12 protein-coding genes are annotated in these 14,464 nt (G+C 39.5%); 5 read left to right on the plus strand and 7 right to left on the minus strand.

All coding sequences use genetic code 11. The features are described 5' to 3' along the window. Nucleotides 1–89 precede the first annotated feature (89 nt). Nucleotides 90–2,603 (plus strand): methyl-accepting chemotaxis protein, encoded by a 2,514-nt coding sequence (locus ABJQ32_15030; GenBank protein MEP5290964.1) that lies wholly within the window; start codon nucleotides 90–92, stop codon nucleotides 2,601–2,603. An 82-nt stretch (nucleotides 2,604–2,685) separates the two neighbouring features. Then, nucleotides 2,686–3,351: an energy transducer TonB gene (locus ABJQ32_15035; GenBank protein MEP5290965.1), complete on the plus strand. Its 666-nt coding sequence runs from the start codon at nucleotides 2,686–2,688 to the stop codon at nucleotides 3,349–3,351. Here the strand turns inward: ABJQ32_15035 and ABJQ32_15040 are convergent, their stop codons facing one another. Beyond that, nucleotides 3,352–3,942 (minus strand): LemA family protein, encoded by a 591-nt coding sequence (locus tag ABJQ32_15040; GenBank protein MEP5290966.1) that lies wholly within the window; start codon nucleotides 3,940–3,942, stop codon nucleotides 3,352–3,354. It abuts the gene before it with no gap. 26 nt (nucleotides 3,943–3,968) lie between these two features. On the opposite strand from ABJQ32_15040, the gene ABJQ32_15045 reads away from it, so the two are divergent. Genes ABJQ32_15045 through ABJQ32_15055 form a run of 3 tightly spaced genes read left to right on the plus strand, consistent with a single transcriptional unit; the run spans nucleotide 3,969 to nucleotide 6,388 of the window. Then, nucleotides 3,969–4,850 (plus strand): TPM domain-containing protein, encoded by an 882-nt coding sequence (locus tag ABJQ32_15045; GenBank protein ID MEP5290967.1) that lies wholly within the window; start codon nucleotides 3,969–3,971, stop codon nucleotides 4,848–4,850. Between the two features lie 11 nt (nucleotides 4,851–4,861). Next, nucleotides 4,862–5,509, plus strand: coding sequence for a hypothetical protein (locus ABJQ32_15050; GenBank protein ID MEP5290968.1), 648 nt, complete (start codon nucleotides 4,862–4,864; stop codon nucleotides 5,507–5,509). 48 nt (nucleotides 5,510–5,557) lie between these two features. Continuing rightward, nucleotides 5,558–6,388, plus strand: coding sequence for a dienelactone hydrolase family protein (locus ABJQ32_15055; GenBank protein ID MEP5290969.1), 831 nt, complete (start codon nucleotides 5,558–5,560; stop codon nucleotides 6,386–6,388). 49 nt (nucleotides 6,389–6,437) lie between these two features. Here ABJQ32_15055 and ABJQ32_15060 read toward each other — a convergent pair whose 3' ends face one another. The 6 genes from ABJQ32_15060 to clpB all read right to left on the minus strand — a co-directional run bounded on the left by ABJQ32_15060 (nucleotide 6,438) and on the right by clpB (nucleotide 14,258). Further along, a complete protein-coding gene (locus ABJQ32_15060; GenBank protein ID MEP5290970.1) occupies nucleotides 6,438–7,817 on the minus strand; it encodes a T9SS type A sorting domain-containing protein in 1,380 nt (459 codons plus the stop codon). A gap of 173 nt (nucleotides 7,818–7,990) precedes the next feature. Further along, the gene (locus tag ABJQ32_15065; protein MEP5290971.1) at nucleotides 7,991–9,205 is read right to left on the minus strand and encodes a WG repeat-containing protein; all 1,215 of its coding nucleotides are present in this window, start codon (nucleotides 9,203–9,205) and stop codon (nucleotides 7,991–7,993) included. A gap of 53 nt (nucleotides 9,206–9,258) precedes the next feature. Continuing rightward, complete coding sequence (locus ABJQ32_15070; protein ID MEP5290972.1) at nucleotides 9,259–9,426, minus strand: hypothetical protein; 168 nt, start codon at nucleotides 9,424–9,426, stop codon at nucleotides 9,259–9,261. Nucleotides 9,427–9,865: 439 nt separating this feature from the next. Beyond that, a complete protein-coding gene (locus ABJQ32_15075) occupies nucleotides 9,866–11,281 on the minus strand; it encodes a M57 family metalloprotease (protein ID MEP5290973.1) in 1,416 nt (471 codons plus the stop codon). A 222-nt stretch (nucleotides 11,282–11,503) separates the two neighbouring features. Further along, nucleotides 11,504–11,650, minus strand: a complete 147-nt coding sequence (locus ABJQ32_15080; GenBank protein ID MEP5290974.1) for a hypothetical protein — start codon at nucleotides 11,648–11,650, stop codon at nucleotides 11,504–11,506. Next, a complete protein-coding gene (clpB, locus tag ABJQ32_15085; protein MEP5290975.1) occupies nucleotides 11,643–14,258 on the minus strand; it encodes an ATP-dependent chaperone ClpB in 2,616 nt (871 codons plus the stop codon). Before clpB ends, ABJQ32_15080 begins: the two co-directional genes overlap by 8 nt. Nucleotides 14,259–14,464: the final 206 nt, after the last annotated feature.

Here is a 14,464-nt window from a genome sequence, read left to right on the forward strand (position 1 = left end):
TTTAGATTACTTTATAATCTCTACATTCCCCTAATGGATTAATTAGCAGCACTTTAGCGAATTATCCATTCGGTGAAAAAACTGTATTTATGAAATCCTTTATTCTAAGTATCAGGCAGAAAATGCTTCTGCTTATCCTTGGCATCACTATCATCATCTATTTAATAACGGTAGGATATATAGCATTCTCTCTCAGAAAAAATGCGATCGATGAAGCAAAAAAATTGGCTGACACTTCTGCAATTCAGAAAGCCAATTTGATCAATTCCAAATTTGAGCGATTTCTGAGTATCTCGCGTACTATAGAAGCGTTGATTAAAAATAAGAACGTTTTAAATCCAAGCGAAAGGCTTTCCTATCAGAACAACATACTACAGAATATATTAAGGTATACTCCAGGCCTGGAAACGATCTGGATTAGTTGGGACATGGAATCTATTGATCCTGAATGGCCTCACGAGCATGGAAGAGAACGGCATGTCTATGTAAACACCCCAGCTGGTGAGAAAATGGTACATGATACTACCGATATTGAAAGCTATGATCCGAATAACTTTTATTACATCATCAAAGGAGAAGGAAAAGAAGGGCTTGCCGAACCATATGACTTTGATGCGAATAACGTGCTTTCTAATGATGTTGTTTTAGGGACTTCTGCTGTGGTCCCAATCATGCAAAATGGAAAACATCTAGGTCAAGTTGGCGTGGATATAGGGCTCGGAGATTATACAGCTATGACCAGCTATGATGCTTTTGAAAACAGTTATGCTTTTGTGCTTTCTGCAAAAGGATTGTTGGTGGCTTTTCCTGACTCAGAATTTATCTTCAAATACATTGATCAGGTTTCATTTATGAAAGATCAAAATATTCTTTCTGCCAAAGAAAAGATTGAGTCTGGACAATCTTTTTCATTTGTTGCTTACGATAGCAATGTTTCCAATGAATCCGTTTATGTCACAATGGCTCCAGTAAGCGCTGGTAACAAATTTTGGGCTGTGGGTACGGTGGTGCCTTTTTCTGAAATTGTAAGAACCTTTAATTCTATTTTTATTACAACCATTGTTGTTGGCCTCATTGGCTTAGTGCTTTTAACAACTTTGATCATAAGAATGTCTTCCAACATATCCAACGCATTTGAAAGCTTCAATGATGTTCTTAAAAGACTGGCTAGAGGCGAATCCATCACCACCAAAAAAATGGAAGTCGCTCGCACAAAAGAGCTTTTACAAATGTCCGCCTCGATAAATGTTTTAGCAACCGAGCTTGATAAAAAGGCCAATTTTTCCCAACAAATTGGAATCGGAAATTTGGATTCTGATTTTGTGGCTGCTAGCGACGAAGACCTTTTGGGCAACTCACTTCTAAAAATGAGAGAAAATTTAACTTCGATCGTCAATAATGCAAAAGATGTAGTACTTGAAGCAGGTGAAAACGGAAACTTCTCAAAGAGAATACATGCAGAAGATAATTTTGGAACATGGACGGAGCTCATTCAGACAATCAATAATCTACTCGATTCAATTTCAGAACCAGTAAGCAACATAAATGAGGTAATTGGCAGTATGTCAAATGGCGATTTGGCAGTAAGGTATTCTCGGGAAGAAAAAGGAGAAATGAAGAAATTGACGGATAATCTAAACATTGCATTGGACAGTTTAAACTCAATTCTTGTAAGAGTCTCAGAAAAAACCGACTCTGTGAGAGAGTTTACACAGGAAATAATGATTACCAATCAAGAAATGAAGTCAACTTCATCTGAAATTGCTGCTGCAATGGCACAAATAAGCAATGGAAGTGGAGTACAGGTTCAAAAGGTTGATCAGTCATCAACACTTGTTGAAAAAGTCCTTCAGTCTTCTTCAGTCATGAATGAGCAGATGACCGCCATCAATCAGGCTGCTGAGAATGGAAAGGAAAATAGTGATGCTGGCCTTAAATTGATCAAAGAAGTAGGAGAGAGTATGAGCGAGATCAAGCGAGTTGCTACCGAGACTGGCGAGTCGATCACTATTCTAGACGATAGGTCTAAGGAAATTGGAAGAGTCATGAGTGTAATCACTGATATTGCAGCACAAACAAACCTACTTGCACTTAATGCAGCTATAGAAGCTGCTCAAGCTGGAGATGCAGGAAGAGGCTTTGCCGTAGTAGCAGAAGAGATACGTAAACTGGCCGAAGACTCTCGAAACTCTGCCAAGGATATTGAGAAGTTAATTGGTGATGTACAGAACGATACTCAAACAGCAGTTGAGAAAATACAGCACATGAACCAAACGATTGAAGGGGGAACAAGTGCCTCCTCTAATGCTTCTAACGCATTTCAAGAAATCACAAAAAGTTCTAGTCATACACTAGGGCTCTCTGAAGAGATCCTTGAGTCCACCAAGCTTCAGATGGACAGCATAAAAGAAGTGGTTTCAATCATGGAAGGAGTAGTGGTGATTGCTGAGCAAACTGCTGCTGGTGCAGAAGAAGTAGCCAGTTCCTCTTCTGAATTATCTGCTGGCATGATTAACTATGCCGAAAAATCGGAACAGGTCACAAACATAGTTGATGAACTAAAAGAGGGAATGGAGGCTTTCCGTCTGCTTCAAAAGAATTAAGCTGCTCCCCCCCTTTCTAAACAGGCATGATTCATGCTTTTATTTCAATCAAATGATTGAAAACCTGATAAAGCCTTGAATTATGGAAGTTAAGAAAAACAAAAAGTATGATCTAGAAGCCAAGAAGCCTTTATTCTTTGGAATAGGGATGATTATTTCACTCTCATTAACGCTTGTTGCTTTTGAATGGAAGTCACCAATAGATCCAATAGTTGATTTTATACCTATAGAAAATGACACCTATGACGAAATACTGATCCCACCAACCGTACATACTCCACCTCCGCCTCCACCACAGTCCATTCCAATTATTAAATCAACAAACGAAGAATCGAAAGAGGAACCGGATATCATTATCGATATTGATATCTTAGATGAAGATCCCATTGTAATCCTTATCCCGACAGAAGTTCCTGATGAAAAACCCGATGAGGTTATACGTTCATATGCAGAGGTGATGCCTTCCTTTGAAGGTGGAATTCAAAAATTTTATTCGTTCATTAGTGATCGCATGAAATACCCTCGAGCAGCATCTAAATTGGGAATTGAGGGAAAGGTATTTGTGCAGTTTATTGTAGGAAAAGATGGCTTACTTTCCGACATCCATGTAGTAAAAGGGATTGGTTCTGGTTGTGACGAAGAGGCATTGCGAGTAATGAACCTTGTACCAAAATTTATACCTGCTAAGCAGGGTGACGTTCGAGTACCAATCAAAATGATTGTCCCTATCACATTTAAATTGCAATAACTAAAACTGTACAGTTGGGGCTTCTTCAGCTCCTTCTGTTGCTTCGTAAAGTGGCTTACGCTCAAAACCAAACATTCCAGCTAGCATCGTGTTCGGAAATTTTCTGATGTAGGTATTATACGATTTCGTTTTCTCATTGTAGCGTGTTCTCGCGACTGAAATTCTATTTTCAGTTCCTTCCAATTGTGCTTGAAGCTCCAAAAAGTTTTGATTGGATTTAATATCCGGATAGCGCTCCACTGTAACTAGTAATCTTGAAAGGGCGGAATTCAAATTAGACTGTGCATTAGCGAAATTCTGCATAGCCTGTGCATCGAGATTAGAAGGGTCTATTTGAATACTTGATGCTTTAGAGCGTGCTTCAGTCACCTGCGTCAGTACCTCTTTCTCTTGCTCAGCAAAACCTTTTACAGTATTTACCAGATTAGGAATAAGGTCATATCTTCTCTGATACTGTGTTTCTACATTCGCCCACTCGGTATTTACCTCCTCGTCTAAAACCACCATCTGATTGTACTTACCTGCAAAAAAGTTGTAAACCAGAAATAGAACTACAACAATGATCAGAATCGTAATTAGTCGCTTATTCATCTTATTTTGTTATTTTGATCGAAGATATGAAATCATACCTAAAATCAATAGTCTTGGTAGTGTGCACTACCGTCTTTACTCTTCCACTTTGGAGTCAAGAGCAACCCATTCCTAAACTCAACGAACGGGTTACTGATTTGGCTGAACTCTTAAATGAATCTGAAGAAAGCTTTCTAATCAATCAGTTGAAAAGCCTTGAAGAACGAAAAGGTAGTCAAATAGCCATTCTTACTATTGGAACAACCAAACCAGAAACCATCGAACAGTTTTCTATTCGCGTAGTAGATCAATGGAAAATAGGCAGAGAAGATATAGACGATGGAATATTGCTCATCATTGCTAAAAATGATCGTAAGGTGAGAATTGAAGTAGGCTATGGATTAGAAGGAGCAATCACTGATGCATACGCCAAGCGAATTATTAACAATATCATCGTTCCGCACTTTCGTGATGGAGACTACTATTTAGGAATAGAAGAAGGTGTGGAATCAATTATCTCTTTGATTGACGGAGAAGAATTACCGGAAGTAACAAGTAGCAGCTCCGCTTCTGGAAATCAAAAAAGCCTTGGGCTTCTCTCTTTTATTGGTATCATCATTCTCATATTTACTGCTGTGATTTTAAAAGTTGTTTTGACCAAAAAGCTTGGTAACGCTAAAAGCAATTTGATTATCATTCCTGTTGTTTTCCTGATCTTTTGGATAATGGTAAGTTTATCAACCGCCATTTTCGTCTCATTATTCTCATTGGTTTTTCTGAATATGAAAAGTAATGGAGGACGCAGAGGTGGTGGCGGATTTTATGGTGGCTACTCAGGAGGGTTTTCTGGAGGTGGCTTCTCGGGAGGTGGAGGTTTCTCCGGTGGTGGAGGTGGTTTTGGTGGAGGTGGTGCTTCTGGCGGCTGGTAAACATTGAAGTTATGAAAAAATACATATTTACAGAAGCAGAAAAGCATCAGATAAAACAGGCAGTAGAATCACTCGAAAAAGAATCTTGTGGTGAGATTGTTCCCTTCTTTGCAAGAAAGAGTGACGATTATACTGAAGCATCTTGGTATGTCTCTACTTTACTTGGTGTTGCTGGATTAGCTGTTATTGCACTGCTATCTTATACATGGAGTCTACCGAACCTCTCCTTTTTAGAATCTTTTGTCATCATTATTGGACTGATGATTATTGGCTACTTACTGCCACTAGCATTTCCTATTTTAAAAAGAGCATTCGTATCTCAAGAACGTATCATGGAGATGGTTTCTCTGCGTGCTAAAGAAGCCTTTTTAAATGAGAAAGTTTATGATACGAAAGAGCATGTTGGTATTCTTATATACATCAGTCGACTGGAACATATTGTGCTAGTTATTGGAGATGAAGGAATCAATCAAAAAGTGCCAAATGAAGAATGGGAAAAGGTTGTTTCTCTCATAACAAGTGGTTTGAAGAATAAGCAAATAGGAAGTGGGTTAGTAAACGGCATCAATCATTGCAAAGAACTACTTCTGAAAAATAATTTCACTAGAAAAAAAACGGATACGAATGAGCTCTCGGATGAGTTAAGAATTAAAGACTAGCATCTGAACGACTCTTCGTACTTACATTTATCCTAAAAACACCTGACTATGAAATTTAAATCTATTTACACATTACTGATTGCGGCAATCACATTTTCTTGCTCAGCACCTGAAAAGGAGGAAGCAAGTGAAAGCATTGAAACGCCTGAAATGAACGTGCTCGGAAAGGTAACTTCCTACACAAGCGATACAACCAATATGGTTGGTTACCTTTCATTGGACATTAATGACTCTTCCAAACGTCCTGGAATTCTTGTCGTACATGAGTGGTGGGGCCACAACGAATACTCCAGATTAAGAGCTGACATGCTCGCTGAGCTCGGCTATGTAGCTCTCGCCGTAGATATGTACGGTGACGGAAAGCAAGCAGCCCATCCAGATGAGGCGGGCACTTTTTCGGGTATGGTTCTGGGAAACTTTGATGAAGCAAAAGCTAGGTTTGAAGCAGCTTTAGAAACTTTAAAAAATCACCCCAATGTAGACAGTGAAAAGATTGGTGCCATTGGGTATTGCTTTGGAGGAAGTACTGTTTTGAGTATGGCAAATGCTGGATATGAGCTAGATGCAGTGGCGGCTTTTCATGCTGGACTTGGGCTTCCAGTAATGCCAGATGCAGGATCGGTAAAAGGAAAGGTTCTGGTTGCAAATGGGGCTGCAGACAAGTTTATAACTGAGCAACAAATTACTGACTATAAAGCGGCTATGGATGCAGCAGGAGCAGATTACAAATTCATCAACTATGAAGGTGCCTTGCATTCATTTACCAGTAAGGCTGCTGATTCATTAGCAACAAAGTTCGAAATGCCAATTGCCTACAATGCTGCTGCAGATAGTGCTAGCTGGGAAGAAATGAAGCTTCTTTTTAAAAACGCCTTCTAATAAGAAAAGAATTATTGAATGTAGCCTCTTAGTATTTCTAGGAGGCTTTTTATTTTATAATAAGTCGTCTCTTTTGTTGAAAGGTCCCATTATCTGCTTCGAGAAGGTAAATTCCAGATTTCAAATTAAGATCTAATACTACAGCATTAGTTTCCACCCATAAATTTTTGCTTAAGACAACTTCTCCCGAAATAGTAAATAGACTAAGTTTTGAAGTCGTATTCACAAATTGATTACCAAAAAGTATCGTTACTTTCTCAGTGGTCGGGTTTGGATAGATATTAAAGATATCAGCAGTATTGGAGAAAGCACGAATGATTCCAAGATCTTCGCTTTTTCCATCAAAATCTCGCTGAATCAGGCGATAGTAATTAGTTCCTGAAACGGGTGTTTGGTCCCTATAATCATAATTAAGTATCGTGTTGCTGTTTCCTCCGCCTTGAATAAATGCTATGCGGGCAAAGTCTGTTCCGTTCGTGGATTTGTACAAATCAAACCCCTCGTTGTTAAGCTCACTAGCAGTGGCCCAGTGAAGCGAGATATATGAAATTTCATCCTCCCAGTCAAATGAAAGCAACTCCACGGGTAAAACTGCTGGCGGTGATGCTGAACCATCTCCAGGAGAAATCTCTCCGTCTCCTGCCCCTGCATCTGTACTTATATCAGTGTCACATTCTCCACCGCAGCAATCACCATCAGCACAGGTCACAGTAGTGTTTGAGCAAATTTGATCAGTAGTTGTATTATCAGTGGAATTAAAATGTCTTACAGAATTATTACGAGCACCGCCAAAGTAACTAGGCCCATCTAAGTCGAGCGTCCCTGCACCACAGACAAATGTATTGTCCCCATCCAGGTAAAGGTCATCGCCCACACCTGCTACTGCAGTTGATTCTACGTTAATTATGGCGTCTCCTGAAATCGTAAGGTTTTGATTTGTAATTAATGAACCGCCATCTCTAACATCCACTCTGCCGATAAGGAAGAGCGTTGAGTTTGCATTTAGCCTAAAAGAGCCCGTGTTTTGAATCTCTACATCTCCTTCAAAAACAGTGGCCACCGTACTTGTAAAAGCACCACCACCTGTCACCATTATGGTTCCCTTATGATAAAAGGCATTTGTATTACAGATAGTAGGGCTGTCAACACATCCAGTTGTACCAGTGCCAGTACAACCACAAACACCAGCTACCGCTTCATCATTCGGTTGAGTTTCGTTGGCAGAGTTGTCCAATGTGTTATTTACGGAGACTGCATGACCAATACTTACATTATCATTTCTTCCTGGATAATCAGTGCCTATAGTGGTCCCTGGACAGGTACCCCATGTAGCACAGTCGTCCCAATCACCCGCTTGAACCGATGTGAATTGAGCTATTAAAACGTTTATTGCGAATAAAAATAAAAAGGCGGTAACTAAGGCTTTCATATTGTAAAAATGCCTTAATAACTGATTTTCAGCAAATTACAGTAGTTGATTACGATGAAATTGATCGTTTTTACCACAAGATTGACATATTCTAAGTTATTCTACCTAGATGCTTATTATTAATCTTCATGACACTATACATCAATATATTAATTCATTACACGTGTATGAGTCTACTTCCAAACGTGAATATTCCCTCGACTGTCTAACATGATTTTTTTATGATCTAATGGCACAACAACTTCAAAATCACTGCTTAGCACTCCCAATTTCCATGTTTTCTTACTTTTGATAATGGCGTAATTTCCTGTAAAATCACTGATCCAATATTTCTTCACAGAACCTAAATTTCCGATATGTGTCCCTTTGGAATTAAAATGATCACTCAGTTCATGAAAGCTTTTGCTTAGATCGTCGAGTTCGACAGGCACTATTACTTTTCCTGCTTTATCAATAAAGCCAAACTTACCGTTCTTCTCTACCAAAGACCAGTTCGAATTTTGTCTGTCAAAGCTGCTTATTCTATCATAAATAGGTGGGACAACTTCATTGCCTTGCTTGTCAATAAACCCAAATAGCCCAGACTTTCTTACAAGAGCTAAATGTGATGCTCCTTTATTTCCAAAGCTGTAAATCCGTTCATATTGCGGTGCAATAACCTCTTTACCTGATCGATCTATGAAGCCATAAAGACCATTCTTTTCTACTCGCGACCATCGGCTTGTGATTGTTCCGAAAGAGGAAATGGAAGTATACTGAACGGGGACGATTAGTTTTCCAGAACGATCTAGGAATCCAACTAAACCGGATTTTTCTACTTTGGCCCAGTCTGTTCCTATTGATCCAAAGCTCCCGATTCTCTGGTATACAGGTGGGACAATTTCTTTCCCATTCCTATCAATGAAGCCATACTGGCCTGCCTTCTCTATTTTAGCCCATGTGCTCCCATTGGTGCTAAAGGAATAAATATTTGAATATGCAGTTGGCACAACCTCCTCACCTGATCTATTGATAAAACCGTACTGCCCATTTTTTAAGACCAGCGCCCAGTTGACATTCTTTTCTCCAAAAGAATAAATACGATCATAGATTGGCTTTATCGCCACCTTTCCATCTCGATCTACAAAGCCATAACGTCCGGATTGCCGAACCTTCGCCCAGTTTGTGCTGGATTCGCCGAAGGAAAAAATTTTCTCATAAACTAGCGGCAGGACTTCCTTCCCCTGTCGGTCTATCATTCCGTATTGCTCTTGCTTCCGCACCACAGCAAATCCGCTGTGACCATGCTCACCAAAACTGGCGATATAATCATACTTGGATTCCTCCTGAGCGTAGGATGTAAGTACAGAAATGGAAAAGAATAAAAAAATAGCCTGAGTAACTTTCATATGTATAAGTCTTTCAAGCTAATGACACATTCTGCCAACGATGGTTTCTTCAATTAGCTACCACAACCCACGCACTCGATCTCAGAGTTCATTGGTCGAGTCCCATTAACCTTCATTTTAAGGTTATGAATCTTGTCTTTGATCTCCATGTCGTTAAACATGTCTCCTGTCAATTTTGATTCTAGCTCTGTAATTTGCGATTGGATTTCTTCTGTAGTCATGGCAAAGTTGTTACGGGTATTATCTAAAGATAATTATGGATCGTAAGAAATGGTTCAAAAAAGAATAAATTCTTTCACTCCTTTCTAATATGAAGGATTGAGAGATCACCTATTCATATACTCCCCATGGCTTAAGCTTTCGCTACCATATATCAACCAAGAGCTTTAATCATCATATTGAGAGACTAGTTCTATACTACAAAAACCTTACTGATCCTTCTTCAAGGAACCACCTTTTAATTAGATCGATGGTTCGCATGCTAATATTCAAAACTTTGATGACTTGTTTGTTGGTTACCTTAGAATATTCACCTTCATCACCATTCAGCAATACGACGGCATACAATAGGTGTAGGGAGCTATGAGCTCCCTTATTAATAATAAGTTAGCAGTACATTTTCCTAATCAAAATGTACAGATCTATTTCTTCTACTAACTCTCAAAGTTCACCTTCTTCACCACCATCGCCACCGCCACCACCAATACTACAATCCACATATTCTACCTCTGTACCTATCCATTGAGAGGTGCCGCAGGCATTGGTTGCTCTCGCTTGAAAAATGTACCAACCTGCCGGTGGGGTGTAAGTCGCAGTACCAGATCTTCCCGTTCTAATTGATGAAGTATATAAGACCGTTCCCGAGAGATTTTTAAGGCGGTATTGATGAGAAGATATTTCAAAAGCATCGGGAAATGAGTAGGTGTTACCGTAATGAGAAGAACAGAAATAGCCTGTGCTACCATAAGGATCATTGGAGAACTGGGCATCAGGTCCCACGTCTGGCTTTCCTACCCATATGTCCTTGGTAGAATTAAAGGTGACTCCATTTATCACTACGCTGAAAGTAAGTGTAGCTTCCGTACTGACCAAGTTAGAGGCTGGAGTTAAAACAGCAGTTGTGCCATTTCCGGTATTTTGATTCAAAATATTAGCTGGGGTTACCTGCCATGTGACTGTACCTCCCTGAGGAACATGAGTCAGTGTAAAAGTATTATTGCCTGAACATACAAAGGTATTTCCATTTATTACCAACCCAGCATAAGTATCAATAAGAGCGATTTGATCAGCATTAGTAAAAGGCCTGTTGGTATTATTACTACAAGCCAGCATCCAGGATCCCGCTTCCGGCCCTACAGGTGTATTAGGTATATGGTTTGCACCCACTCCAGCATCGCCTTCATCATTATTTAGCTCGACAACACCGCAACTGAACGCCCTGTTCATAAAGTCTGTATGCCTAAATCCAACAGCGTGCCCAATTTCATGGGCAATTGTGGTAGCAGCATCCGGGCGGGCGGCAACATCGCTGTAGTAAAGTGTATTCAGCCCAATATTTCTGGCTGGGTTGCCCCCAGAAGGAGATCCAGCACTAAAACCAAGCGTAATACTGTTTTCAAAAAACGCCTCAATGGAAATATCACTATTGTTCTGATTAAGCGTCCTCACAAAAGTAAGACGGAGGTTCAACGCATTGTATCGGGCCAGTGCATCATCAAAAGCATTTTGCATGAAATTTCCGAAATCTGGATCCATAAATACTCGAATTGTTCTGAATCCACTAACCAGGTTATTGGTTCGATACTGCTCTGTAGTCGGATGACCTTCTTCATTTGGAACTAGTACTTCGATCTGATCTCTGGTTAGATAAATATCTGTTTCAACCAGATAACCATCTCTGAACTCTCTCAATCCTTCCTCGGTGGCAAAGCCAGCCTTTTCAAGACTTGCAATGATCTCTTGAGGAATTTCATTTGTATAAACAACCTCTGAATCCGTACATGAAAATGTAAAGAACAGTAATGTTGAAATAATTGTGGTCCTCACAATTAATTTCAGGTGAGTTTTTTTCTTCATAGCTTTAAAATGAGGTTATTATAAATAACTGAATTAAAGTTAACAATTATTTATGAACGCTTTTTTGTAAACTTGGAATAGTTTCTCTAGGCTGGCTTTCATAGCCCAGGCATTCAATCTCAGAATTACTACAGTCATTCTGTAGTTAATTTGAGTACTAAGAAAGCTGGGGCACACATCCAAACAATCTTTTACTTCATTTCACCGCATACTTCAATAGCTTCACTCTTCCTCATCCTCCTCTACGATTTCATGCTTAACATCATCTAAGGACTTGAATTCCTGATTGTAGGTGTTGTGGAAAGCGATCATTGTCCCAATGATCGCCACCCAAAACGTTCTTTTAATAAGTTTCCAAAGCTTACTCAAGCTCCACTGTATCCAAGTTCAGAAATTCCACTTGTCCATTATCAGAAAGTGTTACACCTATCACTGAATCCTTGGCAATTTTTCCAGCTAAAATTTCCTTAGAAAGCTCATTTAGAATCTCACGTTGTAGTACTCTCTTCAGGGGTCTCGCTCCAAACTGAGGATCAAATCCTACTCTTCCTAAATGCTGTAATACTTTTTCATCTGCCTCAATCTTAATTCCATTTTCCTCAAGCCTTTGCTGAATTAATTTAAACTGGATTCCAACAATTTTCTGAAGATCCGCCTGGCTCAATGGCCTGAACATAATTGTTTCGTCTACTCTATTTAAAAACTCTGGCCTCACAGATTTCTTCAATAATTCAAATACTTGATTCTTGGTCTCCTCAATCACAGGTTCTGGGTTTTTTTCATCTAGTTTCTCAAAGTTTTCCTGAATAAGGCTAGAACCAATGTTGGTCGTCATGATGATAATGGTGTTTTTAAAATTCGCAACACGTCCCTTATTATCTGTTAACCTTCCATCATCTAGAACCTGAAGCAAAATATTGAACACGTCAGGGTGTGCTTTTTCAATCTCATCCAAAAGAATAACACTATACGGCTTTCTACGTACTGCTTCAGTCAATTGTCCTCCTTCATCGTAACCAACATAACCCGGAGGCGCTCCTATCAATCTACTTACGGCATGGCGCTCTTGATACTCAGACATATCTATCCTCACCATGGAATTCTCATCATTGAATAAGTATTCAGCCAATGTTTTTGCGAGCTCCGTCTTTCCTACTCCAGTTGTTCCTAAGAAAATAAAGGATCCTATTGGGCGCTTTGGATCATGCAAGCCTGCTCTACTTCTTCGCACTGCATCCGAAATTGCTTGAATGGCTTCACTCTGACCCGCTACTCTTTGACCTAATTCGTCCTCTAAATGAATGAGCTTTTCTCTATCACTTTGGAGCATTTTAGAGACAGGAATACCCGTCCATTTTGCTACTACCTCTGCAATATCTTCTGACTCAACCTCCTCTTTCAAAAGGCTTTTTTCTCCTTGCATCTCTACTAGCTGGTTCCGATACTCCTCAAGTTTTTTTTCAGATTCGACAATTTTTCCATATCGAATCTCTGCTACTTTTTCATATTCGCCTGCACGTTCAGCTTGCTCTGCTTCCGTTTTATACTGTTCAATATTTTCTTTCTCCTCCCTCAAGCCTTGAATGACCGATTTTTCATTGTCCCATTTTGCTTTCAGCTCATTGCGATCTGCCTCTAGATCAGCTAACTCTTTGTTTAACTGCTTCTCTTTATCTCTATTTTTTTCACGACGAATTGCCTCACGCTCAATTTCCAGTTGCATGATTTTTCGGTTCAACTCATCTAACTCTTCAGGCAGTGAGTCAATCTCAATTCTTAGTTTTGAAGCCGCCTCGTCCATCAAATCAATAGCCTTATCAGGTAAAAAGCGATCAGCGATGTATCTATTTGAAAGCTCTACCGCGGCAATCACCGCATCATCCTTCACTCGAACACCGTGATGAATCTCATATTTATCTTTTATTCCTCGAAGAATAGAAATTGCATCTGTAACACTTGGTTCGTCTACTACAATTGACTGAAATCTTCGCTCTAGTGCCTTATCCTTTTCAATGTATTTCTGATACTCTTGTAGCGTAGTAGCACCTATTGCATGAAGCTCTCCTCGAGCCAAAGCTGGTTTTAGCAGATTGGCAGCATCCATGGCCCCTTCTCCACCGCCTCCTGCTCCTATCAATGTATGTATTTCGTCAATGAAGAGAATAATTTCGCCATCACTATCCGTTACTTCTTTGATCACCGCCTTCAACCTTTCCTCAAATTCTCCCTTATACTTTGCTCCCGCAACGAGTAATCCCATATCAAGAGAAATGATGGTCTTGGATTTTAAGTTTTCTGGAACGTCTCCATCAACAATTCGTTGAGCCATTCCTTCTACAATTGCCGTTTTGCCTACACCGGGTTCTCCTAGCAGAATTGGGTTATTTTTTGTTCTTCTGGCGAGAATTTGTAGGATCCTTCGAATCTCTTCATCCCTACCAATTACAGGGTCTATTTTGCCCTTTTTTGCAAGTTCATTTAGGTTTTTTGAGTAACGTTCTAAAGAACGATACTTTGATTCTGCATTCTGATCTGTCACCCTTTCACCTCCCCGAAGCTCCTTTACTGCAGAAATCAATTGTTTTTCCTGAAAGCCAGCATCTTTTAGTATTTGACTTGTTTTGTCACCACCAGCCAAAATTCCCAGAATGATATGTTCTACTGCCACATATTCATCCTCAAAATCTTTTAAGTATTTTTCTGCTTTCTGTAGGGCCTTAGCTGCATCATTAGATAGGTATGGCTGACCTCCAGAGACTTGTGGATAATTAGCCACCAACTCATCTAGAGGTGCTTGTATCATTTGGTTGGTGGTTCCTATTTTCTTTATTAAAAAAGAAATAAGGTTCTCATCAGACAATAAAATTGCCTTTAATAGGTGCCCACTTTCAATAACTTGATGACCTCCTCCCGAAGCAATTTCAGTTCCCTTTTGAAGTGCTTCTTGTGCTTTGATTGTATAATTATTGAAATTCATTCGTAATCGTTTAATTGTACAATTGGATGAAGTCAATAATTATTCCAGTAATATTTTAGGATTATTTCAAGACACAATGTCATATATTTTAAGATTTGAAGTAAAAAACAAGACAAGGCGTCATGCAGAAAAAATCAGAAGTAATTCTCGGAATCATAGATTTTTCTTTTGGAAGATTTACGAAATACACTCAATCATTTGTTTAT

It is taken from the genome of Marinobacter alexandrii, assembly GCA_039984955.1.
Taxonomy (GTDB): domain Bacteria; phylum Bacteroidota; class Bacteroidia; order Cytophagales; family Cyclobacteriaceae; genus Ekhidna.